We start from the raw sequence: 23,846 nt of genomic DNA, 5'->3' as shown, positions 1-23,846 counted from the left end.
CCTTTGTACTGTACTAATTCAACAACTTTACATTGGAAACGCATCAAAAAGTCATACAAAAAGAATCTTTTATTTTTTTTAAAGTAAATGCCCCTTTGCAGCAACTTATTTTTGTTGTCTTGCTATTGTTTTGTACCACAATTTTTGTTTCTCCGCCGATTGCTTTAGTATTAGGATTGATTGTCGCCAACCTTTTTGGGCATCCTTTTTTAGAGTTGAATCACAAAGCGACCAATTATCTATTGCAGTTTTCAGTAGTTGGTTTAGGCTTTGGAATGAATGTTCACAGTGCTGTTTCTGCAGGAAAAGAAGGCTTTTTGTTTACCATTATTTCTATTGTGAGCACTTTAATTTTAGGAGCTTTTTTAGGAAAATGGTTTAAAACGGATAAGAAAACATCTCATTTAATTTCTTGTGGCACTGCAATTTGTGGAGGAAGTGCCATTGCTGCGATTGCTCCAGTAATTAAATCGAATGAAAAACAAACCTCAGTTGCTTTAGGAGTGATATTCATTTTGAATTCGGTGGCGCTGTTTTTATTTCCTGCCGTGGGTCATTGGTTCGATTTATCACAAAAAGAGTTCGGATTATGGTGCGCCATTGCTATTCATGACACGAGTTCTGTGGTAGGAGCAGCGAGTAAATTTGGCCCCGAAGCTTTGCAAATAGCCACAACAGTAAAATTAGCCCGTGCGTTATGGATTATTCCTGTCGCATTGATTACGGCATTTATTTTTAAAAATAAATCTGGAAAAATAAAAATTCCTTATTTTATCGGATTGTTTATTTTGGCAATGATTGCCAATACTTATTTGCCGCAAATGGAGAGTGTAGCGCCACACTTGGTTTCCGTTTCTAAAATAGGTTTGACAATAACTTTGTTTCTTATTGGAGCCGGACTAAATAGAAATGTATTGAAGTCAGTGGGATTAAAACCACTGGCGCAGGGTGTTTTGCTTTGGACATTCATTGCAATTGCGACTTTGATTTCGATTATTTATCTAAAATAGTTTTGTGACGGAAGGTTTTTCGTTTGATCACATGAAATTGCAATCGGATATAATCATACAAAAGCGCAAACAACAAAAAGGTTGCAGCAACAAAAAGTGTTTTCATTTCCAGTAAATTATAAAGAAAACCACCCAAAATACAGCCTAAAAAAAAGAAAATAATAATCGATAATCGGAGGTAAATACTGGTTTTTAATTTCTTATTCTCTTCGGGTTTTTTATAAAAGAACAACTGCGACAGTTCTATTCCTAAATCAGTAAAAAGCCCTGTTAAATGAGTTGTTCTAACAGTAGATTGAGAAATTTTAGTTACCAAAGAATTTTGTATTCCCATCGCGAAGAGCATTGCAAAAGCAATCCATTTCCCTTCAATACTGGATAATGCAGATTGTGCTCCGAAAATCCCAACACTAATCAAAATAATCATTTCCAAAGAAATAGGAATAACATGAGATAAATTAGGATGTTTTCTCGAAATTAATTCAGCTAAAAAATTAGAAGTAAATGCACCCAATAAAAAGAAAATAGTGAATACAAAAAAGGTGATTGCGGCTGCGTAATCTCGCTTCATGATTTCTTCTGCAAAATAGGCGAAATGTCCCGTAACATTTGTTGTCAATGTTTGTACTGATAAAACTCCCGTAACATTTACAATTCCTGCAACAAAAGATAATAAAGTGGCTAAACGAAGATTGTGTATAAAAGTTCTGTTTTTTCCTTGATGTCGAAACATATTTGTAAGTTTTCTTATTTAATTAACAGAATCTTAAACCCAATTTTATCTAATAACGATTTAAAGAAATACATTTGTACCTCAAAAAATAAATTTAATGAAAAATTTTAAAATTAGACCTACACTAATCACTTTATCTGCTTTAGGAGTTGCACTTTTTCTTTTGTCATGGGGCGTTATCGGTCATGAACGAATCAATAGAGCGGCAGTAATGGCACTTCCAAAACCATTGCAGACTTTCTTTTACAATCATATTGATTTTATAACTCAGGAATCTACCGTTCCGGATTTAAGAAGAAATGTTTTGAATGATAAAATGGAACCACCACGTCATTATTTTGATATGGAAAACTTTGGTGATGTGGCTACATTTCCTAAGACTATGGACGAAGCGAAGCTAAAATACGACGAAAAATTCTTGACCAAAAACGGAATTTTACCTTGGCATATTCAAGATTTAATGGTGAAACTTACCAAAGCATTTAAGGAAAAAAGGAAAAATGAAATACTATTTATTGCAGGTGATTTAGGACATTATATTGCTGATGGTCACATGCCATTGCACACATCTGATAATCACGACGGGCAAAATACCAACCAAAAAGGAATTCACTCTTTATGGGAAAGCCGTTTGCCGGAATTGTTTGCAAAGGATTATAAGTTCAACGTACCTCAAGGTGTTTATCTTGAAAATGTTGAAAAAGCAACATGGGACATGATTTTTGATACTCATAGTTTAGTAGAACCTCTATTAGCGATAGATAAAAAATTGAGAACTGCGACACCTGAAAATAAAATATTTGTTACTGATGCTAGTGGAGAAATTGTAAAAAATAAATATGGAGGAACCTTGTATTCTGATGAGTATGCCAAACAATTGCATGCTGATATGAACGGAATGGTTCAACAACAAATCAGAAAAGCCATTACAGTTACGGCAAGTTTTTGGTACACTGCATGGGTTAATGCAGGAAAACCCGATTTAAGTGGTCTTGATACTCCAGCATTAACTAAGAGAAACAGTAAACTTCTAAAAAAAGATATGAAGACGTATTCTAAAGGGAATCTTTTTGGGTTGATAAACGAAAAAGAGTAACGATATATTTCCAATTAAAAAACGGGTGAAACTTCAATTTCACCCGTTTTTTTATGCTAATTAATTTTTTGATATTTCTTTTTCTTCAACATATCCGAGGCTGTTTGATAGTAAGAAATCGTTTCGTTTACTAAATCCGTTCTTTCATTTTTCAACGGTATTTGATCATAAAATATTTGAAAATAAGAAGCTACTTTTTGATTGGGTTTCAAAGTCAATTGAAACTGTTTTGCGGTTTGTTTGGGTGAAATAATCGTTAACACATTATCTTTAATCAATCCTAAATCCTGATAAGTAGCAATTAAAGCTCTTGGTTTATAATCTGGTTTTAAAACATCCTGACCAAAGAATTTACTTTGGTAATCAAAATTTAATAATCCAAATACAGTTGGCATGACATCAATTTGCGACATCAAATTATTGTATTTTCTTGGTTCAACAAATCCTGGACTGTAAATCATTGCCGGAATCCTGTATTTATCTGCCGGAAGTTCTGTTTTTCCTGCACTTGAAGCACAATGATCGGCTAGAATTACAAAAACGGTATTGGCAAACCAAGGCTGTTTTTTTGCCATTTCAAAGAATTTTTTCATCGCATAATCCGTGTACTTTACACCGCCATCACGAGATTTTGCATCACCTGGAATATCAATTTTACCATTTGGATAGGTAAACGGTCTGTGATTGCTCACAGTCATAATGTGATTGAAGAAAGGCTTATTTTCCGCTGCTTCTTTGTTCATTTCTTTGATGGCTTTATTGTACATATCCTCATCGCAAACGCCCCAAATATTAGCAAAAGTAATTTCGTTGGGTTCAAATGTTTTTTTGTCTACAATTTCATAACCATTTCCAGAAAAGAAATCTCCCATGTTATCAAAAAAGGAATCGCCACCATACATGAATTTTACAGCATAGCCTTTTTGCTTAAAGATGCTTCCGGTAGAAAATTTATTTTTATTGTCGTCTCGTTTTACCACACTTTCGCCGGCTGTAGGAGGAAAACACAAAGTAACGGCTTCAAGACCGCGAACCGTCCTGTTTCCTACGGCATAAAGATTGGTAAAAACTAAACTTTTGCTTGCTAAACTGTCTAAAAACGGAGTGATATTCCCCTCATTTCCATACATTTTCATAAACTCGGCGCTGTAACTTTCAATAGTTATCAGAACAACATTTTTATGATTTTCGGCAGCTTCATTTTTTATTTGTCTTAAAGTCGTTTCACCTGAAATGGAAGAAATTTGTTGTTTTAATTGCGCAAACGCTTCGTTATTAGGAACTGTTTTATAGAACTTAAAATAATCTAATTCACTTTTCATAAATGCCAAGTAAAACTTATAAAGTCCATTGGCTTGTAATTCATTGGCAAATATATTTTGGGAATTTTCTTTAGCAGATAAAGCGGGAACTGCTAATAATGATAATCCGAAAAGAAGCAGGTAAACTCCTGAAATTTGGATTTTTTGCACAAAAGCAGGAATGTTCTCAATGTAATTTTTTGATCTCTTTACAATTAAATAAGTAACAAGTCCTGCAATAATAAACAGCGCTGAAAATAAAGGGATAACAGGATAGGATTCCATAATATTTCCAATCACTTCATTGGTGTAGACCAAATAATTTACTGCAATGAAATTGTATCTTACCCCAAATTCATTCCAAAAGAAATACTCGCTGATTGCGTTTTGCAGAATTAAAACGACGTAAAGGAAAATGACGAAGGAAAATAACCAAAACCTGATTTGGTTTCTATATTTTGGTAAAAAAAGTAATAACCCGAATAAAATCGTTTTTATGGACAGGAAAGCGATTACAATTTTAGGTAAAGCACTTCCATATTCGTTGAGTATCGTGTTTCCAAATGCAACGTAAAGCAATAAGGCAATCAACAATCCAAAAATTAGATATCCGTAGGGCTTATAATATTTTGCATTGGATATAAAAATAAGATACAGCCATAAAAACCCACTAACTAAAACAAATATAAATATATCGGAAATTAACCCTAATAAAAATAAAGACAGCGTATCAACCCAAATAAATGATGCTTGTGTTATGGGATGAAAGAAAAGAATAACTCTAACAATAAAACTTATGCTAATGTAAAACAGTAATAAGTAATAGAATGGAGAGACTTTTTGTAACAATTTCATAATTATAAATTTAAAACAAAAGTATATATAATTTTCATCGCTATTTTTTAAGAATTGCTTAATATTTTATCAAAATTAATATTAGCTTAAAATCAGAGAACAAGAGATTAAAATTGGCATAAAATGAATAATTTTACTTAAATTTAAAAAGGTAATGCAATGAAAAAAAATATTATAATTCTGTTTCTTTTCATGGGAACTTTAGGCTATTCTCAAAATTGGAAAACGAATTTTGAAGAAGCAAAAACGCAAGCCAATAAAGAAAATAAAAATATTCTTCTTGTTTTTTCAGGATCAGATTGGTGTGCGCCTTGCATTAAATTAGAAAATACCATTTGGAAATCAGAAGATTTTAAAAAAGAAGCAGAACAGAAGTGGGTCATATACAAAGCTGACTTTCCTAAGAAAAAAGCAAATTTACTATCAGCAGAACTAACTGCCAGTAATAAAAAATTGGCAGAGCAATATAACAAATCAGGAAATTTTCCATTAGTGCTGCTTTTGGATCAATCAGGAAGTGTTTTAGGAATCACTGGTTACAAAAACGTAACTCCTCAAGCATACATTCAAATCATTCATTCTTTTGAGAAATAATGAAAAAAATACTCTTCATAACTTTGCTATTCGCAAGCGTAATCGCCACTTCCCAGATTACGCACAAAAGAAGGTTGTTTATGTTAGGAAGTCCTTTTGAGGTTACTGCTGTTGCAAAAGACACTATAAAAGCCAACGAATATATTGATTTGGCTATAGTTGAAGTAAAACGAATTGAAAATTTAATTTCCGATTGGATCCCAACCACACAAATCTCAGAAATCAATCGCAATGCAGGAATAAAACCCGTAAAAGTCGATACCGAAGTTTTTGAATTGGTCGAAAGAGCGATAAAAATTTCTCAAATTACCAATGGTGCCTTTGATATTTCTTATGCCTCGATGGATAAAATATGGAAGTTTGATGGTTCGATGAAAGTAATGCCAACTGAAGAAGCTATAAAAAAATCAGTGGCAAAAATTGGATACAAGAATATTATTCTAAATCCAAAAGAACACACCATTTTTCTGAAATTTGAAGGAATGAAGTTAGGATTGGGTGGTATTGGACAAGGATATATTGCAGATAAAGTGAAAGATTTATTGTTTTCAAAAGGCTGTGTTTCTGGAATTATAAATGTTTCTGGTGATATAAATGCTTGGGGAAAACAACCGGATGGAAAACCTTGGACTGTAGGAATTGTAAATCCTTTGAACAAAAATAAAATTTTTGCCACTTTCCCAATAGAAGACAGCGCGGTGGAAACTTCTGGCAGTTATGAAAAATATGTGATTTTTAATGGAATCCGTTACTCACATATTATTGATCCAAGAACGGGCTATCCGGCAAAAGGTGTGGTCAGTGTCTCTGTTTTTGCTAAACAAACAGAAATTGCTGATGCGTTGGCCACCGGGATTTTTGTCCTTGGAGTAGAAGTAGGCTTGGATTTAGTAAATCAAATTAAAGGTATTGAATGTATTATTGTTGACGATAAAGGCAAAATTCATTCTTCAAATGGAATTGATATCAAAAAATATAATTAATATAAAAATGCACTCATGAAACAGAAAATAGCCCTTGTGTTTTTTACACTACTGATTTTGCAATCGTGCAGTTCCGTAAAAGAATATGAAAAAGAGAAAATAAATGATCCTGATATGAAGCTTTCTGCCCGAACTGCGGAACGGTATGAAACGTCTTTTCAAGTATATCGTGAAGCTGCGGCAGGTGCTAATGGGGGAAAATCAGGTGGCGGTTGCGGTTGCAATTAATTTAAAGTATCAATTCAGATTGTAAATTTCAATCCATTAGAAAATGAAAATAAAAATTTTATCTCTTTTTATCTTAATTACGGCAACTGCTTTTTCACAAGAAAACAGTAAAGAGCCAGTTTTTAAAAAAAGAGTGTTAGAAAGCACAGAAGTTGACTTTCTAGCCAGTTATTACAACCAAGACGGGTCAAGATCAGCCGTTTCTGGTGGAATTGGTTCGGAGAAACTGACTGATGTTGCCTCCAATATTGTTGTGGCAATGCCTTTGAATGATGATGATGTTTTGACTATTGATTTAGGAATATCAGCCTATTCATCAGCATCTTCCAGTAACATAAATCCTTTTAATTCTACTGGAGCTTCTGGCGGAGGCGGAGATGATGATGATAGAATTGCTGGCGGTCAAAAAGCTGCGGCTACCGGACCTTACGGAACGCCTTGGCAAGCTTCTTCGGGTGCTTCAAAAAGTGATCAGCTGGTTTCTGTAGTTGCCAATTACAGTCATAGCAGCGATTCTAGAAATTTTATTTGGAACACAGATGTTTCTTTTTCAAATGAATACGATTACACTTCTGTTGGTTTTGGTGGTGGAATTGCAAGTCTTTTTAACGAAAAAAATACGGAATTGAGCTTGAAAGTAAATGCATATTTGGACCAATGGAGACCTATTTATCCTACTGAATTGCACGAATATTCAAAATATGGTTCTAATTTCTTAAATCAAGGTTATTTTAATGGTGTATCCGTTTTGGATCAAAATGGACAATCAACAACCAATTATTTGCCTTCAGCATTTCAAACGGTAAACGCGGTTAACCGAAATTCTTTCTCTGCTTCTGTAGGGTTTTCTCAAGTTATAACTAAAAAATTACAAGTTTCTGTTTTCTTTGATGTATTGCAGCAACAAGGATTATTGTCGTCTCCTTATCACCGTATTTATTTTGCCGACAAAGCCAATTTTTATATTGGACAACCGCAATATATAAGCAATTACGAAAGTTCAACCAATACCGGAGTTTACAAATTAGCAGATGATATCGAAAGATTGCCGGATTCACGTTTTAAACTTCCAGTTGGAGCGCGTTTGAATTATTACATCAATGAGCGTTTTATAGTGCGTACTTATTATCGTTTTTATTCTGATAACTGGGACATACAATCCCACACCGCCAGTATAGAACTTCCTGTGAAATTATCAGATAAATTTACTGTTTTTCCAATGTATCGTTATTATACACAAACGGCTTCTAAATATTATGCACCTTACGAAACCCATTTATCAACAGAAAAATTTTATACTTCCGATGCTGATTTAGCAACATTTGATGCGAACCAATATGGTTTTGGTGTAAATTACACCGATATTTTTACTGCGGGTAAAATCTGGAAATTTGGTTTGAAAAATATTGACTTTAGATTCAACCATTACAAACGAAGTGATAATCTGAATGCTAATATTGCTACAATCGCTTTCAAATTTATAATGCAATAAAACCTAAATTTACAAAAAAACGATAAAAATGCACATATTAATTGTAGAAGATGAAGCCGGAATTGTTCAATTTCTGCAACAAGGATTAGAGGAAGAAGGATATACAATTACCAGTGCTTCGGATGGTTTGAAAGGGTTTGAGTTATCACAAAAGGAAAATTTTGATCTGATTTTATTGGATTGGATGTTACCAAAAATGACTGGATTGGAACTGTGTAAATCGATTCGATTAAAAAACACAACGACTCCAATCATTTTCCTGACTGCTAAAGATACCGTTCAGGAAACAATTGAAGGATTGAAAGCGGGCGCCAATGACTACATCAAGAAACCTTTTAGTTTTGATGAATTGGTGGAACGCATCAAAATTCATTTCAGAAATCAAAATGAAGATGAAATTCTGACTCTTGGAACAATTCAAATTGATATTCCACAACACCGTGTTTTAGTAAATGAAGTTGAAGTGGCGTTGACGCAGCGTGAATTTGAACTATTGACGTATTTGGTAAAAAATAAAGGAAAAGTATGTACCAGAACTCAGATTATTGAGGATGTTTGGGACATTCATTTTGAATACGATACCGGCGTTATTGATGTTTTTATGAATGCTATTCGCAAAAAATTAAATTTAAAAATTGAACAAGACTACATAAAAACAGTTCGTGGTGTAGGGTATATTGCTAACGATTAAATAATAATGCAACAACTTTCCTTTAAAAATAGAATCGCTTCTAACTATATTGTTACCACAGCTTTATTGATTTTTGTGGTTTTCTTTATCATTTATTCTATTGTTAAATTCAGTGTATACAGTCATGTTAACAATGATATTACGAGTGAAGTTGACAAACATCTCAATGAAATTGTAATTGTTGGCGATAGTTTTCATCTGATTCATGAGGAAGAATGGAAGGAAAGGGAGCATAATACACTGGACGTAAATCCCGTATTTATTCAGTTTGTAGATCACAATAGAAATGTGATTGAAAAATCGCCCAATCTTAAAAAATCTACTTTAATTTTTGATAAAGAAAATGCGGAGAACAAACTTTTTGATACCAAATTAGCGAATAACGCAATCCGTCAAATTCAGGTTCCTATTTATCAAAAAAACAAAAGGATTGGATATATCATGATTGCCATGTCACTGGAAGATGCAACGATGGTACTCAACAATTTATCGGAAGTCTTGATAATTGCCTATCCTGTAATTCTGATATTGTTGTTTTTTATTGCACGTTTTTTCGCCGGAAAGAGTATAAAACCGATTAGTTCGATTATCACAACTTCTAATATTATTACCAAAGACAATCTTAGTTCCCGAATTCCGTTACCGCAAAATCGAGACGAATTGTTTGTATTATCACAAACCATCAACAATTTATTAAACCGAATAGAAACTGCTGTTGAACGAGAAAAGCAATTCACTTCCGATGCTTCGCATGAATTAAGAACACCACTAACGGTAATCAAAGGAACTTTAGAAGTCTTGATTCGGAAACCCAGAGAACACGCTGAATATGAAGAAAAAATAAACTTTTGCGTTACAGAAGTCAATCGGTTGAATCATTTAGTAGATCAGTTGCTTTTATTGGCTCGATTTGAAAACCAAAAGCAAACCTTAAAAACGGAGAAAGTATATCTAAATGCTTTATTTTTAGATACTATTGCTCGATATTCTACTGTAATTCAATCCAAAAAAATCACTGTTTCGACTGAATTTGATCAGGATTATTACTTAGAAACTGATAATTATTTATTTTCGATAGTGATTAATAATTTGATATCGAATGCATTAAAATATTCGAATCAAAACGGGAATCTGGAAGTTACCATAAAAACTATGGATTCTAAAATTGAATGTCAGATCACTGATTCTGGAATTGGAATCCCTGCTGAGGACTTAGAAAAAATATTCAATCAGTTTTACCGCTCAAAATCCACTAATCATCCAGAAATAAAAGGAACAGGTTTAGGATTGTCTATCGTAAAAAGATTGTGTTCTTTACTCAATATTGAAATTGCAATTAGCAGTAAAGAAAATAATGGAACCACTGTAATTTTAAGTTTATTTGAAGCAGACCTTAAGTAGTTCTTAAGGAAATCCTTATCTTTAAACTTTACTTTTGAAGTATAAATAAGATAAAAATGCTTGAAAAAATTATTGCCTTTAGCTTAAAAAATAAACTGATTGTCTTACTCTTTACTTTGGGAGTTTTCGGATTTGGTTTGTTTTCTGTTTTCCAAATATCCATTGGAGCAGTTCCTGATGTGACGAACAACCAAGTTCAGGTAATTACCACTTCTAGAAACCTTTCTACACAAGATATCGAACAGTTTATCACGTATCCTGTAGAGATTGAAATGGCGAATTTGCCTGGTGTAAAAGAAATTCGTTCTATTTCAAAATTTGGTTTATCAGTTGTAACGATTGTTTTTGATGAAAATTTGGGTACCTATCTTCCAAGGCAACTTATTGCGGAGAAAATCAAAACGGCTTCAGAGAAAATTCCGCAAGGTTTTGGAACACCTGAAATGGGTCCAATCACTACAGGACTTGGAGAAATCTATCAATATACTTTAGAAGTAAAACCAGAATTTAAGAATAATTATTCCGTAACTGACTTGCGTACCATTCAGGATTGGGTGGTAAAACGTCAATTGTCAGGAATTAAAGGTGTTGTAGAAATCAATACATGGGGCGGTTTTTTAAAGCAATATGAAATCGCGATTAATCCGTCGCGTTTGAAAGCGATGAATATCACAACAGCTGATGTTTTTACAGCGCTGGAAAGAAACAATAGTATTGCCGGTGGAGCCTACATCGAAAAAGTGAACCAAAGTTATTTTATCCGAGGCGAAGGAAAAGTAAATTCGCTGGAAGATATTGGGAATATTGTTGTTACAAATGCTAATGGGTTGCCAGTTTATATCAAGAATGTAGCACAAGTTCGTTTTGGTCATGCCAACCGTTTTGGTGCAATTACAGGTAATGGCGAAGGCGAAAAAGTCTTGGGACAAGTGATGATGCTCAAAGGTGGAAATTCTAAACAGGTAATTGATGATGTTAAGAATAGAGTTGCCGAAATCCAAAAAACATTACCTGATGGTGTTTACATTAATGGATTTTTGGAACGAAGCGAATTAGTGGGAAAAACGACTTTTACAGTTGCCGAAAACTTGATTTTAGGATGCTTAATTGTAATTTTTGTTGTCATTTTGTTATTAGGAAACTGGCGTTCCGGATTGGTCGTGGCGTCTGTGATTCCGTTGTGTTTATTATTCGCCATTTCGTTTATGAATATTTTTGGTATCGATGCCAATTTGATGAGTCTTGGTGCTATTGATTTTGGAATAATTATCGATGGTGCTGTAATTATTGTTGAGTTCATAGCTTTCCAAATCGCCAGTAAATCCGCTCATTTAGTAAATCTCAGCAAGGAAGAACGCCAGTTGGAAATTGACCAAATTACCTACAAAAGTGCTTCCAAAATGATGAATTCAGCTATTTTTGGCCAATTGATTATTCTGATTGTTTTTATTCCAATTCTCTCCTTATCTGGAATTGAAGGTAAAATGTTCAAACCAATGGCAATGACCTTTAGTTTTGCTTTATTAGGCGCAATGATTTTCTGCTTTACCTATGTTCCGGTCGTTTCTTCTTTATTTCTAAAACCAAAAGCAGAAAATCCAAATTCATTATCCAGTAAATTAATCCATAAACTGAATTCCTGGTATTTGCCTATTATTACTTGGGCGGTAAGCAATACCAAAAAAGTAATGTATGGCGCATTAGGATTATTATTGCTGGCCGTAGGATTATTTGCAACCATGGGAGGAGAATTTATTCCTACGCTTGACGAAGGTGATTTTGTGATTCAGCCGGTTTTAAAAACGGGAACATCTTTAACAAAAACAATAGCCATAACGACCAAAATAGAAAAAATTATCCTCAATAACTTCCCGGAAGTCACACAAGTTGTCAGCAGAATTGGAGCTGCCGAAGTGCCTACAGATCCAATGTCTATGGAAGAAAGTGATATTATTGTAAAATTGAAACCCAAATCAGATTGGACTTCAGCTTCCACCAAAGATGAATTGGCAGATAAAATAAAAGCAGCATTGGAAAAACAAATCCCGAATATGGAAATCGAATTTACGCAACCTATCGAAATGCGTTTTAACGAATTAATTTCTGGAACAAGATCTGATGTGGCGGTTAAAGTTTTTGGCGAAGACTTGAATATTTTGGCACAAAAAGCACACGAAATCAAAAATGCTATTGCAAAAGTAGAAGGCGCTTCGGATATTATTATCGAAAAAACAGAAGGTTTACCACAAATGTCAGTGGTTTATGATCGTTCGAAAATTGCCCGTTACGGTTTGAATATTGCTGATTTGAACGAAATGATTGCGCTGGGCTTTGCCGGAAAAACAGTTGGAAATGTTTTTGAAGGAGAAAAGCGTTTTGATATGGTAATCCGTTTGGATCAGGCAAACCGTCACGACATTGAAGATTTACGTAATTTATATGTACCAACACCTAACGGAGAACAAATTCCGTTGAGTGAATTGGCTTCTATCGAATATACCGAAGGGCCCGCAAAAATTTCTCGAGACAATACTAATAGAAGAATTGTAGTGGGAATCAACGTTCGGAATCGTGATTTGCAAAGTGTAGTGACTGATATTCAGAAAATTGTGGACACTCAAGTTAAATTGCCAGCTGGTTATTACGTGAAATACGGTGGACAATTTGAAAATTTACAAAGCGCCAAAGCCCGATTGATGATTGCAGTTCCTATCGCATTATTTTTGATTTTTATCCTTTTGTATTTTGCATTTGGCTCCGTAAAAGAAGCGTTAATGGTCTATTCAGCAATTCCGTTGTCTGCAGTTGGTGGCGTTTTGTTTTTATGGATGCGTGATTTGCCGTTCAGTATTTCGGCAGGTGTTGGTTTCATTGCTCTTTTCGGAATTGCAGTATTAAACGGAATTGTACTGATCGAACATTTTAAAGAACTCAAACATCAAGGCATGAAAGATATCGATGCATTAATTTTAAAAGGAACTACCGATAGATTACGTCCGGTTTTATTAACCGCTTCGGCTGCTGCACTAGGATTTTTACCAATGGCAATTTCATCTTCGGCTGGGGCAGAAGTGCAACGACCATTAGCAACGGTAGTCATTGGCGGATTATTTACGGCAACTATTTTGACGATGATTGTGCTGCCTATTTTATATAAGGTTTTTGATAGTCAATCCTTCAAAAAAGCGAAGTTTAAGAAGCATCAAAGTTCTACTTATATCATTTTGTTGTTGTTGAGTTCTTCGTTGGCTTTTTCCCAAAATACTAATCCGGAATTGGATAGTTTAGTGTCGAAAGCAATTCAAAATAATAAAGGAATTAAAGCGGCTCAATTGCAAGTGGATAAAACAAAAGCCAATATCAAAACGGCAAATACTTTTGATAAAACTAATATTTATTACAGTTACGATCAAAATAATTTGGCACTGAATAACGAGCCTTTACGAGTATTTGGTGTACAGCAACGTTTTTCTTTTCCAACGGTTTACGGAGCGCAGAAAAAAGTATTTTCTTCTGAATATGAAAGGGAAAAAGCCAATTTTGATATTCAAAAAAACAAACTTTCATTGGCTGTTTCTAAATCGTATCAGCATATCGTTTATTTGCAACATCAAGAAAAACTATATCAATATTTGGATAGTTTGTACCAAAATTTCTCTAAAGCAAGCGACAGACGTTTTGAATTAGGAGAAACTAATTATCTGGAAAAAATTACGGCTCAAGCTAAATTCAGACAAATTAGAACTAAGCTTTCGCAAATTGAGAATGATAAAAAAGCACAATACGAACTGTTGCAATCCTTGCTTCAAAATGATGAAATAATAACAATAAAAAGCAATTCAATTATACCTTTAAATACTTTTATTGATGCAACAAGTAAATCATTTTATACTGCTTATTTAGAAAGCGTTACCACAAATTATAAAAACCAAATAGAGCTGCAAAAACAACATTGGTTACCAGATATTAACTTGGATTATTTTCAAGGAAGAAATAACGGTTTATCACAGTCGTTGTATGGTTTTCAAGTTGGTTTAGCAGTACCGATTTTATTCTCGGGACAAGTTGCTAAAAGTAAAGTTGCACAACTTGAATTACAAAGTTGGGAACAACAAAAGCAAAACGAGGAAGTAAAAATAGAAAAGTACATTACTCAAAAAAAGAATGAATTAGCCAAACATCAAGAATCCATAAATTATTACAATATGTATGGAAAAAAATTATCGGATGAGATTATAAAAGTAGGGAATAATAGTTATAAACATGGTGAGATTGATTTCTTCCAATACATCCAAAGTTTAGAAAATGCTACAACCATTCAGGTGGATTATTTAGATACTATTTTACAATTCAACCAAACCCAATTAGATTTACAATACCTAAATTTTTAAAATACAACTAATGAAAAAATCTCTATATATAATCGCTTTATCCCTTGTTTTATTTTCTTGTAAAGAATCAAAAACAGAAGAGGTGGAACAAAAAGACAACGGTTTGACAACTGTAACTTCTGCTCAATTCAAATCTTCGGGAATGGAGATTGCCACTCCAACAGAACAGGATTTTGATGTTACGGTAAAAGCATCAGGGAAAATTGACGTACCGCCACAAAACAGAGCTAAAGTGAACACTTTTATGGGTGGTTATGTGAAATCCACAACGCTTTTGGTTGGAAATAAAGTCACAAAAGGACAGGCTTTGTTAACGCTACAAAACACCGAATTTCTTGATATTCAAAAAGATTATATGGAAGTGGCGGAGCAACTAAATTTCTTGAAATCGGAATATGATAGACAAAAAACCTTGTACGATGAAAAAATCACTTCGCAGAAAAACTACTTAAAAGCAGAAAGTGACTACAGAAGAGCTAATGCAATGCATCAAAGTTTACGTGCTAAATTGTTGCTTTTGAACATTAATCCGAGAAATGTAGAGAAAGGAATTTTGACTTCAACAATCACTATTTTTTCTCCAATAACGGGTGATATTGTAATTATGAATGCCAATGTGGGAATGTATGTAGCACCTTCGGATGTGATTTTAGAAATTGTCGATACGGATCATTTGCATTTAGAGTTGGCCGTTTTTGAAAAAGATATTTTGAATGTGAAAATTGGGCAAAAAATACATTTCAAAGTTCCTGAAGCTTCTAAAGATGTTTTTAATGCCGAAGTACATTTGGTTGGAAAATCAATAGAAGGGAATGACAGAACGATTAATATTCACGGACATTTAGACGATGCCATAAAACAAAAACTGTTGACGGGAATGTTTGTAGAAGCTGAAATAATTATCGATTCTAAAAAAGGTTTAGCAATTCCTTCTGAAGCATTAGTTACTGAAAACAACAAAAATTTCGTACTTTTATTGGACAATGAAAAAAACGGGTATTCATTCAAGAAAGTAAGCGTTACAATAGGCGAGAAGTCTGAAAATTTTGTCGAAATACTTCCAAATACTGCAATTAATGCTTCTTCAAGAATTTTGACAAAAGGTGTTTTCGATTTGGCTAATTAATTAAAAAGTAAATAAAATGGACTTGAAAAAACTTAAAGATCAGTTGCAAACAGAGGTTGATACTGCCTTTTTGTATGATAGCATTGCTGCTATTCAATCGGATGATAATCTTTCAAGAGTATTATTGAGTTTGGGTGAAATTGAGAAAGGACACGCGAAACACATGTTTGATAAAGTGTTGACTTTGGAACCAAATTATAAAATGCCTTCGCCTTCAGGAAGAGCAAAATTCCAATTAAAGTTGGGTAAAATCTTTGGTTACAGTTCTATTATTAGCAATCTTTCCAGTATAGAAAAGCAGTTTGCCGTAAATTCAATTAAAAATAAACTTAAAAGCGGAGAGAAACCAACAGGTTTTGAGCACAATCATCTTAATATTATTGAAGCCGTAAACAATAATGCTGCTTTGAATGTTTCCGGAGGCTTATTGTCTAAATTTGAAAGCAGGCATAAATCAGTAGGTGGGAATGCCTTGCGTGCCGCCGTTTTAGGTTCCAATGATGGATTGGTTTCTAATATGAGTTTGGTCATGGGAGTTGCCGGAGCAGCCGTTTCTAATGATACGATATTGTTAACCGGTATTGCAGGACTTTTAGCAGGAGCAATTTCAATGGCTTTGGGCGAATGGCTTTCGGTACAAAGTTCCAGAGAATTAAACCAGCGCCAAATTGATTTGGAAACAGAAGAATTAGAAGCTTCTCCCGAAGAAGAGAAAAAAGAATTAGTTTTATTATATCAGGCCAAAGGAATGAATGCTGTCGAGGCACAAAAACTGGCTGACAAAGCTTTTGAAAATCCGCAAACAGCGATTGATGCCATTATTACGGAGGAATTGGGAATTGATAAAGAAGAATTAGGAGGATCAGCTTGGGAAGCAGCAACAGCTTCGTTTGTGCTTTTTGCCATTGGAGCTATTATTCCATTATATCCTTTTATGTTTTTAGACGGAAAAAATGCGATTTTATTAAGTGTCGGAAGCAGTGTTATTGGCCTTTTTGGAATAGGTGCCGCAATAACTTTATTGACAGGAAAAAGTATTTTATTTTCTGGATTTAGGCAAGTTTCTTTTGGACTGGTAGCAGCAGCGGTAACTTATGGAATTGGTTCCTTGATTGGAGTTTCATTAGCAGGATAAAAAATTAACATAGTAGGGAATATTAAATACAATTTAACTTTAAATAAAAAATTATGAATGATGCCCATTTACACATGGTTGTAAACCATTTTCCAATTATTGGAACAATTCTTGGACTCGGAATTTTAATCGCAGGATTAGTACTCAAGAACAAGTCCGTACAAAATACAGCTTATGTATTATTTGTCATTGCAGCTGTTTTTGGCTTTTTTAGCATGTCTACTGGCGAAGGAGCAGAGGAAATGGTGGAAGATTTCCCTGGAATAGGAAAAGCAATTATTCATGAACACGAAGAAATGGCCGAAAAATTAGCAATTGTTTTATATGCGTTGGCAATTACATCGCTATTTGGTCTCTATTCTAATTTGAAAAACAAACCAAAAGCAAAGCTTGTTTCTTATATCGCGACAGTAGTTGCAATAATCGCCGTGTTTTTTGCACAACAAACAGGTACAACAGGTGGAGAAGTTCGTCACACTGAAATTAGAACCGACAGTACCGCAGTAGGCAGTAATGCAGAGCAAATTAGCCCTACAAAGGAGGAGGAAAAGGAATAAAAAAAGTATTTTAACAAAAAAACTATATTAAGTTAAAGTATTAATTGCTTTTTAATTAAAAAAGCTTTTATATTTGCAGAGAAAAATAAAACACATGTTTACAATACAATTACATCATCATCATTTTCATTATTGCTCTCAAGCGATGTGTTAATGGTATGTGTGTAAATCATCATATTCTAAAAACCCGTTTGAGTACATCAAACGGGTTTTTTATTACCCAATATTTGTACTCAATCAAATTATTTTAAACAAAAACAAAAACAAAAAAGACAAAATGAGTACATTAAAAATTGCAATTCAAAAATCAGGACGTTTAAACGAAGACAGCATTCAAATTTTAAAAGATGCAGGTATTTCAATAGATAACGGAATCGACCAATTAAAAGCCGAAGCATCCAACTTCCCGTTAGAGGTTTTATATTTAAGAAATTCGGATATTCCTCAATATTTGATTGATGGAGTTGTAGATATTGCTATCGTTGGGGATAATCTTTTAGTCGAAAAAGGCGAGGATATTGAAGTAATTCAAAAATTAGGTTTTTCAAAATGTAAAGTATCTGTTGCTGTCCCAAAAGCATTTGATTACAAATCTGTTCAAGATTTAAATGGTATGCGTATTGCGACTTCATACCCTAAAACAGTGCTTGATTTTTTTAATTCAAAAGGCGTAACAGTCGACATTCACCAAATTTCAGGTTCGGTAGAAATTGCTCCAAACATTGGTCTTGCCGATGCTATTGTTGATATTGTTTCCAGTGGAAGTACTTTATTCAAGAATAATCTAAAAGAGGTTGAAGTTATTTTTAAAAGTGAAGCGGTTTTAGCTGTTTCTCCAAAAGTAAGTCCTGAATCTCAAAAAATTATTGATACGTTAAAATTCAGAATCGAATCTGTTTTAAGAGCAAGAAAATCAAAATACATTTTGATGAATGTCCCAAATGATAAAATTGAAGCAGTTGGTAAAATTCTTCCTGTATTACGAAGTTTAACGGTTTTGCCATTGGCACAAGAGGGATGGAGCAGTGTTCACTCTGTAATCGATAAAGATACTTTCTGGGATGTTATTGATCAATTGAAAGAAGCGGGTGCAGAAGGTATTTTAATTTGCCCAATTGAGAAAATGGTGCTATAAGATTTTAAATTGTGAGTTATGGATTATGAGTTTAAAAACGAATAATTCTATTATTTAATCTTTGAATAAAATTAAAAATGAATAAAATATACAATCCAAAAGCAGAATCTTGGTCCTCAATTTTAGAGCGTCCTACCAAAACTATTGACGACATTGAAGCCACTGTAAAAGAAATTTTTAGTGAAGTTCAAAAGAAAGGTGATGTTGCTGTTGCAAAATACACGTCGCTTTTTGATGGCGCCAAAATCGATACCATTGAAGTTTCTAAAGCCGAAATTGATTTGGCAATTGCTTCCGTTTCCCCAGAGTTGAAAGAAGCTATCAAATTAGCCAAATCTAATATTTCAAAATTCCATATTGCGCAAAAAACTGATAGAGTTGTCGTAGAAACAATTGAAGGAGTGAACTGCTGGCAGGAAAAAAGACCTATTCAAAAAATAGGATTGTATATTCCTGGCGGAACTGCTCCATTATTTTCTACAGTATTGATGCTTGCTGTTCCTGCAGAAATTGCAGGCTGTAACGAAATTGTTCTATGTTCGCCACCCGATAAAAATGGAGTTGTAAATCCTGCAATTTTGTATGTTGCAAATTTATGTGGTGTGACAAAAATATTAAAAGTTGGAGGAATTCAGGCGATTGCAGGAATGACTTTTGGAACAGAAACGATTCCCAAAGTATATAAAATCTTTGGTCCCGGAAATCAATTTGTGACTGTGGCAAAACAATTAGCTACACAATTTGGTGTCGCAATCGATATGCCGGCTGGTCCATCGGAATTACTGATTGTTGCTGATGATACTGCAGTTCCGGCTTTTGTAGCTTCAGATTTGTTATCACAAGCGGAACACGGAGCGGACAGTCAGGTTATTTTAGTTTCTACTTCCAAAAAATTAATCGATGCTGTAGAGACTGAAATTCAAATGCAAATGGAAGCTTTACCAAGAAAAGCCATTGCAGAAAAAGCGATTGCGAATTCAAAGTTAATTTTTGTTGAAAATGACAAAATTGCTTTGAATTTAATTAATGAATATGGACCAGAACATTTTATTATTTGTTCGGAATTTGATGATTTTTATAGCAATGGCGTTCAAAACGCAGGTTCGGTATTCATAGGGAATTATACCCCTGAAAGTGCAGGTGATTATGCTTCCGGAACCAACCATACATTGCCAACAAATGGTTATGCAAAGAATTACAGCGGTGTAAATCTGGATAGTTTTAACAAAGCGATGACTTTTCAAAAAATAACTCAAAAAGGCATACAAAATATCGGTAGAGCTATCGAAATTATGGCAGAAGCTGAAGGATTACAAGCACACAAAAATGCAGTTACATTACGATTAAAAGCGATTGAAGATGGAAAATAATTTCGATATAAATAATTTGGTCAGAGAAAACGTTAAGGAAATGAAACCCTATTCTTCGGCTCGTGATGAATTTGAGGATTTTGATACAGCTGATATGATTTTTTTGGATGCCAATGAAAATCCATTTGAAAATGGTGTGAACAGGTATCCGGATCCACAACAATTGAGTGTGAAAGAAGTTTTGGCTAAACAAAGAAACGTCAAAACAAATCAAATTTTGCTAGGAAACGGAAGTGATGAAGTGTTAGATTTGTTATTTAGAGCTTTTTGCGAACCAAAAACGGACAATGTAGTTACTTTGCCACCAACCTATGGAATGTATGGCGTTTTAGCTAATATTAATGCTGTAGAAAACAAAGAAGTATTGCTTTCACAAGACTTTCAACCGCAAATTGAAAAAATCATGGAGGCTGTTGATGAAAACACTAAAATCATCTTTTTGTGTTCTCCAAATAATCCTACCGGAAACTCCTTTTCAGATGAAAGTGTGGCGTATCTTTTGCAAAATTTCAAAGGATTAGTGGTGATTGACGAAGCCTATATTGACTTTTCAAAGAAAGAAAGTTGGATCAATGAATTAGATGAATATCCAAATTTGGTAATTACCCAAACACTATCAAAGGCATATGGTTTAGCAGGTATTAGATTGGGAATTTGTTATGCCTCTGCAGAAGTAATTTCTGTTTTAAATAAAATTAAACCACCATATAATGTGAATGAATTGACTCAGAAAAGAGCTTTGGAACGGTTGGACAATCTGAAAAAAATAAAATTTGAAATCAACTCTATTATTACACAAAGAGAAGAATTACTTAAAGTATTACTTGATGTTAAATTTGTTGAAAAAATTTATCCAACCGAAGCTAATTTTATTTTGGTAAAAGTAGATGATGCTAATAAAAGATACGCTGAATTGATTGCAAAAGGAATTGTAATCCGGAACCGCACCACCCAACCATTATGCGATAATTGTTTGCGTTTTACTGTTGGAACTGAACAAGAAAATATGAAATTAATTGAGGTGTTAAAGCAACTTTAAACCTTAAACTTTAAACTTTTTTTAATGAAAAAAATACTTTTTATAGACCGTGACGGAACCATGGTTTTAGAACCACATGATTACCAATTAGACAGCTTTGATAAATTAGAATTCTATCCAAACGCTTTTCAATATCTTGGAAAAATAGCTAAAGAATTGGATTTTGAATTGGTAATGGTAACCAATCAAGATGGTTTGGGAACTGATTCTCACCCGGAAATTAACTTTTGGCCGGTTCACAATTTGATCATGAAAGCTTTTGAAAATGAAGGTGTTGTTTTCAAAGAAGTTTTAATTGACAAAACATTTCCACACGAAAATGTGCCAACTCGCAAACCTGGTACTGCTATGTTGACCAAATATCTTAATAATCCAGAATATGATTTAGAGAATTCATTCGTCATTGGAGACCGAATAACGGATGTAGAATTAGCCAAAAACTTAGGTTCAAAAGCGATTTTCATTAACAAAGATGAAGCTTTGGGAGGTGATGAAATATCGTCTAAAAGACACGAATTGGATTCGGTTATTGCCTTGCAAACTACTGATTGGAAAACCATTTACGAGTTTTTGAAATTAGAGGAACGCTCTGCAACCATTTCTAGAAAAACGAATGAAACTGATATTTTCATTAATTTAAACCTTGATGGAACAGGAAAAAGCAAAATTGAAACAGGTATTGCTTTCTTTGATCACATGCTGGACCAAATCGCGCGTCACGGACAAATGGACATGGAAATTCTTGTAAAAGGTGATTTAGAAGTCGATGAACACCACACAATTGAAGATACAGCGATTGCACTTGGAGAAGTTTTTGCGAAAGCATTAGGGAATAAATTAGGAATAGAACGTTATGGTTTTTGTTTACCAATGGACGATTGTTTAGCGCAAGTGGCTATTGATTTTGGAGGTAGAAACTGGCTAGTTTGGGAAACCGAATTTAAACGCGAAATGGTTGGAAAAATGCCAACAGAGATGTTTTATCATTTCTTTAAATCATTCTCGGATGGAGCCAAAGCAAACATCAACATAAAAGCAGAAGGAACGAACGAGCATCACAAGATAGAAGCCATTTTTAAAGCTTTTGCAAAAGCTATAAAAGTAGCCGTAAAAAGGGATACGGAAAAGATGATTTTGCCAAGTACGAAGGGAATGTTGTAAAAATTATGAATTATAAATTATGAATTGTTAAGTGTTTAATCCTTAATAAAACTTAATTTCTTAATGGTTAAAAAGAAATGAAAATAGTAATCATAAATTACGGCGCAGGAAATATTCAAAGCATAAAATTCGCTATTGAAAGGTTAGGTTTTGAGGCTGTTTTGAGTAACGATTGGACAGAAATTAAGGCTGCTGACCGGGTAATATTTCCGGGTGTTGGTGAGGCTAGTTTTGCAATGAAAATGCTTATTGACAGCGGTCTTGATGTGTTAATTCCAACCTTGAAACAACCCGTTTTGGGAATCTGTTTGGGTATGCAATTGATGTGCAACAAATCAGAGGAAGGGAATACCACAGGATTAGGAATTTTTGATGTTGATGTGATCAAATTCACGCCAAAAGTTAAAGTGCCACAGATGGGATGGAACCAAATTTACAATTTGAAATCGGATTTATTTAACGGAATTTCTGAAAATGAATACATGTATTTAGTGCATAGTTTTTATGCTCCTAATTGCCCAGAAGCCATTGCTAAAACTGATTATGAAGTTGAATATGCTTCAGCTTTACAGAAAGATAATTTCTATGGAACACAATTTCACCCAGAAAAAAGTGGCGATATTGGAGAACAAATTTTGGCAAATTTCTTAAAATTAAAGGATTGAAAAATTCAAAGATTGAAAAATTAGAGAGTCAAAAATTTCTTTAACTAACAATGTCAATCTTTAAATAATTCAATTTTTAAATCTTTAAATTATAAATAAATGAGAATAATACCCGCAATAGATATCATAGAAGGAAAATGTGTACGCTTGTCAAAAGGAGATTACAGTACCAAAATCATCTACAATGAAAATCCGCTGGAAGTGGCAAAGTCATTTGAAGCACACGGAATTGAATACTTGCATTTGGTTGATTTAGACGGAGCCAAATCAAGCCAGATTGTGAATTATAAAATACTGGAGCAAATAGCTACTCTAACCAAATTGAAAATTGATTTTGGTGGTGGATTAAAATCCGATTCCGATTTAAAGATTGCGTTCGAAAGTGGCGCCAATCAAATTACCGGTGGAAGTATTGCCGTTAAAAACAGAGAACTATTCGAAAAATGGATTGCAGAATATGGTTGTGATAAAATCATTTTGGGAGCAGATGCTAATAATGAAAAAGTAGCTGTTTCAGGTTGGTTGGAAGATTCAAACGAAGATTTGATTCCTTTTATACAGGATTATCAAAGCAAAGGAATTCAGTACGTTATTAGTACGGATATTGCCAAAGACGGTATGCTTGAAGGACCATCTTTTGATTTATACGCTAAAATTTTGGCGGAAGCCAAGGGCATAAAATTGATTGCTTCAGGAGGAATTTCTACTTTTGACGAATTGCCAAAACTAGCTGAATTAGGTTGTGAAGGAACGATAATCGGAAAAGCAATTTACGAAGGACGAATTTCATTGAAACAGCTTGAAAACTATATTTTAAATAAATAGATTATTTCACAAAGTCACAAAAAGAAAACACAAAGATTCTCTAAAAATTTTGTGTACC

The 23,846-nt window shown here is 33.8% G+C and carries 20 protein-coding genes; 18 read left to right on the top strand and 2 right to left on the bottom strand.

Annotated features, from left to right (window positions below):
* Positions 1–95: 95 nt before the first annotated feature.
* On the top strand, positions 96–1,010 hold the full coding sequence (locus DR871_RS08175) for a YeiH family protein (RefSeq protein WP_394345633.1): 915 nt from the start codon (positions 96–98) through the stop codon (positions 1,008–1,010).
* Here DR871_RS08175 and DR871_RS08170 read toward each other — a convergent pair.
* Positions 994–1,743 (bottom strand): YoaK family protein, encoded by a 750-nt coding sequence (locus tag DR871_RS08170; RefSeq protein ID WP_113665736.1) that lies wholly within the window; start codon positions 1,741–1,743, stop codon positions 994–996. The two genes, DR871_RS08175 and DR871_RS08170, sit on opposite strands and share 17 nt — an antisense overlap.
* Positions 1,744–1,840: 97 nt before the next feature.
* Here DR871_RS08170 and DR871_RS08165 point away from each other — a divergent pair, with 97 nt between their 5' ends.
* On the top strand, positions 1,841–2,839 hold the full coding sequence (locus DR871_RS08165; protein WP_113665737.1) for a zinc dependent phospholipase C family protein: 999 nt from the start codon (positions 1,841–1,843) through the stop codon (positions 2,837–2,839).
* 56 nt (positions 2,840–2,895) lie between these two features.
* Here the strand turns inward: DR871_RS08165 and DR871_RS08160 are convergent, their stop codons facing one another.
* The gene (locus DR871_RS08160) at positions 2,896–4,995 is read right to left on the bottom strand and encodes an LTA synthase family protein (protein ID WP_113665738.1); all 2,100 of its coding nucleotides are present in this window, start codon (positions 4,993–4,995) and stop codon (positions 2,896–2,898) included.
* Positions 4,996–5,154: 159 nt separating this feature from the next.
* Between DR871_RS08160 and DR871_RS08155 the strand changes: the two genes are divergently transcribed.
* The 16 genes from DR871_RS08155 (at position 5,155) to hisA (ending at position 23,788) form a co-directional block, all read left to right on the top strand.
* The gene (locus tag DR871_RS08155; protein ID WP_113665739.1) at positions 5,155–5,589 is read left to right on the top strand and encodes a thioredoxin family protein; all 435 of its coding nucleotides are present in this window, start codon (positions 5,155–5,157) and stop codon (positions 5,587–5,589) included.
* The gene (locus DR871_RS08150) at positions 5,589–6,572 is read left to right on the top strand and encodes an FAD:protein FMN transferase (RefSeq protein ID WP_113665740.1); all 984 of its coding nucleotides are present in this window, start codon (positions 5,589–5,591) and stop codon (positions 6,570–6,572) included. The genes DR871_RS08155 and DR871_RS08150 overlap by 1 nt, the downstream gene beginning before the upstream one ends.
* A gap of 15 nt (positions 6,573–6,587) precedes the next feature.
* On the top strand, positions 6,588–6,800 hold the full coding sequence (locus DR871_RS08145; RefSeq protein WP_207209802.1) for a DUF4266 domain-containing protein: 213 nt from the start codon (positions 6,588–6,590) through the stop codon (positions 6,798–6,800).
* Positions 6,801–6,843: 43 nt separating this feature from the next.
* Complete coding sequence (locus tag DR871_RS08140; RefSeq protein WP_113665741.1) at positions 6,844–8,292, top strand: DUF3570 domain-containing protein; 1,449 nt, start codon at positions 6,844–6,846, stop codon at positions 8,290–8,292.
* Between the two features lie 28 nt (positions 8,293–8,320).
* Entirely contained in the window at positions 8,321–8,983 is a 663-nt protein-coding gene (locus tag DR871_RS08135) for a response regulator transcription factor (protein WP_113665742.1), read from the top strand.
* A 6-nt stretch (positions 8,984–8,989) separates the two neighbouring features.
* Entirely contained in the window at positions 8,990–10,384 is a 1,395-nt protein-coding gene (locus DR871_RS08130) for a sensor histidine kinase (protein ID WP_113665743.1), read from the top strand.
* Positions 10,385–10,440: 56 nt separating this feature from the next.
* Positions 10,441–14,775: a CusA/CzcA family heavy metal efflux RND transporter gene (locus DR871_RS08125; RefSeq protein WP_113665744.1), complete on the top strand. Its 4,335-nt coding sequence runs from the start codon at positions 10,441–10,443 to the stop codon at positions 14,773–14,775.
* Between the two features lie 10 nt (positions 14,776–14,785).
* The gene (locus tag DR871_RS08120) at positions 14,786–15,901 is read left to right on the top strand and encodes an efflux RND transporter periplasmic adaptor subunit (protein WP_113665745.1); all 1,116 of its coding nucleotides are present in this window, start codon (positions 14,786–14,788) and stop codon (positions 15,899–15,901) included.
* A gap of 16 nt (positions 15,902–15,917) precedes the next feature.
* A complete protein-coding gene (locus DR871_RS08115) occupies positions 15,918–17,036 on the top strand; it encodes a VIT1/CCC1 transporter family protein (protein WP_113665746.1) in 1,119 nt (372 codons plus the stop codon).
* A gap of 53 nt (positions 17,037–17,089) precedes the next feature.
* A complete protein-coding gene (locus DR871_RS08110) occupies positions 17,090–17,593 on the top strand; it encodes a hypothetical protein (RefSeq protein WP_113665747.1) in 504 nt (167 codons plus the stop codon).
* Positions 17,594–17,870: 277 nt separating this feature from the next.
* Positions 17,871–18,728, top strand: a complete 858-nt coding sequence (gene hisG / locus DR871_RS08105) for an ATP phosphoribosyltransferase (RefSeq protein ID WP_113666051.1) — start codon at positions 17,871–17,873, stop codon at positions 18,726–18,728.
* 77 nt (positions 18,729–18,805) lie between these two features.
* On the top strand, positions 18,806–20,098 hold the full coding sequence (gene hisD, locus DR871_RS08100) for a histidinol dehydrogenase (RefSeq protein ID WP_113665748.1): 1,293 nt from the start codon (positions 18,806–18,808) through the stop codon (positions 20,096–20,098).
* Positions 20,088–21,137 carry a histidinol-phosphate transaminase gene (gene hisC, locus DR871_RS08095; RefSeq protein WP_113665749.1) on the top strand — a complete coding sequence of 350 codons (1,050 nt, stop codon included), beginning with the start codon at positions 20,088–20,090 and terminating at the stop codon, positions 21,135–21,137. The genes hisD and hisC overlap by 11 nt, the downstream gene beginning before the upstream one ends.
* Positions 21,138–21,161: 24 nt before the next feature.
* Positions 21,162–22,298 (top strand): bifunctional histidinol-phosphatase/imidazoleglycerol-phosphate dehydratase HisB, encoded by a 1,137-nt coding sequence (gene hisB, locus DR871_RS08090; RefSeq protein WP_113665750.1) that lies wholly within the window; start codon positions 21,162–21,164, stop codon positions 22,296–22,298.
* 77 nt (positions 22,299–22,375) lie between these two features.
* Entirely contained in the window at positions 22,376–22,963 is a 588-nt protein-coding gene (hisH, locus tag DR871_RS08085; RefSeq protein ID WP_113665751.1) for an imidazole glycerol phosphate synthase subunit HisH, read from the top strand.
* A gap of 99 nt (positions 22,964–23,062) precedes the next feature.
* Positions 23,063–23,788, top strand: a complete 726-nt coding sequence (gene hisA, locus DR871_RS08080) for a 1-(5-phosphoribosyl)-5-[(5-phosphoribosylamino)methylideneamino]imidazole-4-carboxamide isomerase (protein WP_113665752.1) — start codon at positions 23,063–23,065, stop codon at positions 23,786–23,788.
* Positions 23,789–23,846: the final 58 nt, after the last annotated feature.

The organism is Flavobacterium petrolei, assembly GCF_003314435.2.
In the GTDB taxonomy this organism is placed as follows: Bacteria; Bacteroidota; Bacteroidia; order Flavobacteriales; family Flavobacteriaceae; genus Flavobacterium; species Flavobacterium petrolei.
The sequence above is the reverse complement of the archived record's forward strand: the minus strand, read 5'-3'. Positions and strand labels throughout refer to the sequence as shown.

What these genes read in the sequence shown, in the direction of transcription:
- DR871_RS08170 (WP_113665736.1), bottom strand. Translation starts at nt 1,743, where the DNA reads ATGTTTCGACATCAAGGAAAAAACAGAACTTTTATACACAATCTTCGT.
- DR871_RS08165 (WP_113665737.1), top strand. Translation starts at nt 1,841, where the DNA reads ATGAAAAATTTTAAAATTAGACCTACACTAATCACTTTATCTGCTTTA.
- DR871_RS08160 (WP_113665738.1), bottom strand. Translation starts at nt 4,995, where the DNA reads ATGAAATTGTTACAAAAAGTCTCTCCATTCTATTACTTATTACTGTTT.
- DR871_RS08155 (WP_113665739.1), top strand. Translation starts at nt 5,155, where the DNA reads ATGAAAAAAAATATTATAATTCTGTTTCTTTTCATGGGAACTTTAGGC.
- DR871_RS08150 (WP_113665740.1), top strand. Translation starts at nt 5,589, where the DNA reads ATGAAAAAAATACTCTTCATAACTTTGCTATTCGCAAGCGTAATCGCC.
- DR871_RS08145 (WP_207209802.1), top strand. Translation starts at nt 6,588, where the DNA reads ATGAAACAGAAAATAGCCCTTGTGTTTTTTACACTACTGATTTTGCAA.
- DR871_RS08140 (WP_113665741.1), top strand. Translation starts at nt 6,844, where the DNA reads ATGAAAATAAAAATTTTATCTCTTTTTATCTTAATTACGGCAACTGCT.
- DR871_RS08135 (WP_113665742.1), top strand. Translation starts at nt 8,321, where the DNA reads ATGCACATATTAATTGTAGAAGATGAAGCCGGAATTGTTCAATTTCTG.
- DR871_RS08130 (WP_113665743.1), top strand. Translation starts at nt 8,990, where the DNA reads ATGCAACAACTTTCCTTTAAAAATAGAATCGCTTCTAACTATATTGTT.
- DR871_RS08125 (WP_113665744.1), top strand. Translation starts at nt 10,441, where the DNA reads ATGCTTGAAAAAATTATTGCCTTTAGCTTAAAAAATAAACTGATTGTC.
- DR871_RS08120 (WP_113665745.1), top strand. Translation starts at nt 14,786, where the DNA reads ATGAAAAAATCTCTATATATAATCGCTTTATCCCTTGTTTTATTTTCT.
- DR871_RS08115 (WP_113665746.1), top strand. Translation starts at nt 15,918, where the DNA reads ATGGACTTGAAAAAACTTAAAGATCAGTTGCAAACAGAGGTTGATACT.
- DR871_RS08110 (WP_113665747.1), top strand. Translation starts at nt 17,090, where the DNA reads ATGAATGATGCCCATTTACACATGGTTGTAAACCATTTTCCAATTATT.
- hisG (WP_113666051.1), top strand. Translation starts at nt 17,871, where the DNA reads ATGAGTACATTAAAAATTGCAATTCAAAAATCAGGACGTTTAAACGAA.
- hisD (WP_113665748.1), top strand. Translation starts at nt 18,806, where the DNA reads ATGAATAAAATATACAATCCAAAAGCAGAATCTTGGTCCTCAATTTTA.
- hisC (WP_113665749.1), top strand. Translation starts at nt 20,088, where the DNA reads ATGGAAAATAATTTCGATATAAATAATTTGGTCAGAGAAAACGTTAAG.
- hisB (WP_113665750.1), top strand. Translation starts at nt 21,162, where the DNA reads ATGAAAAAAATACTTTTTATAGACCGTGACGGAACCATGGTTTTAGAA.
- hisH (WP_113665751.1), top strand. Translation starts at nt 22,376, where the DNA reads ATGAAAATAGTAATCATAAATTACGGCGCAGGAAATATTCAAAGCATA.
- hisA (WP_113665752.1), top strand. Translation starts at nt 23,063, where the DNA reads ATGAGAATAATACCCGCAATAGATATCATAGAAGGAAAATGTGTACGC.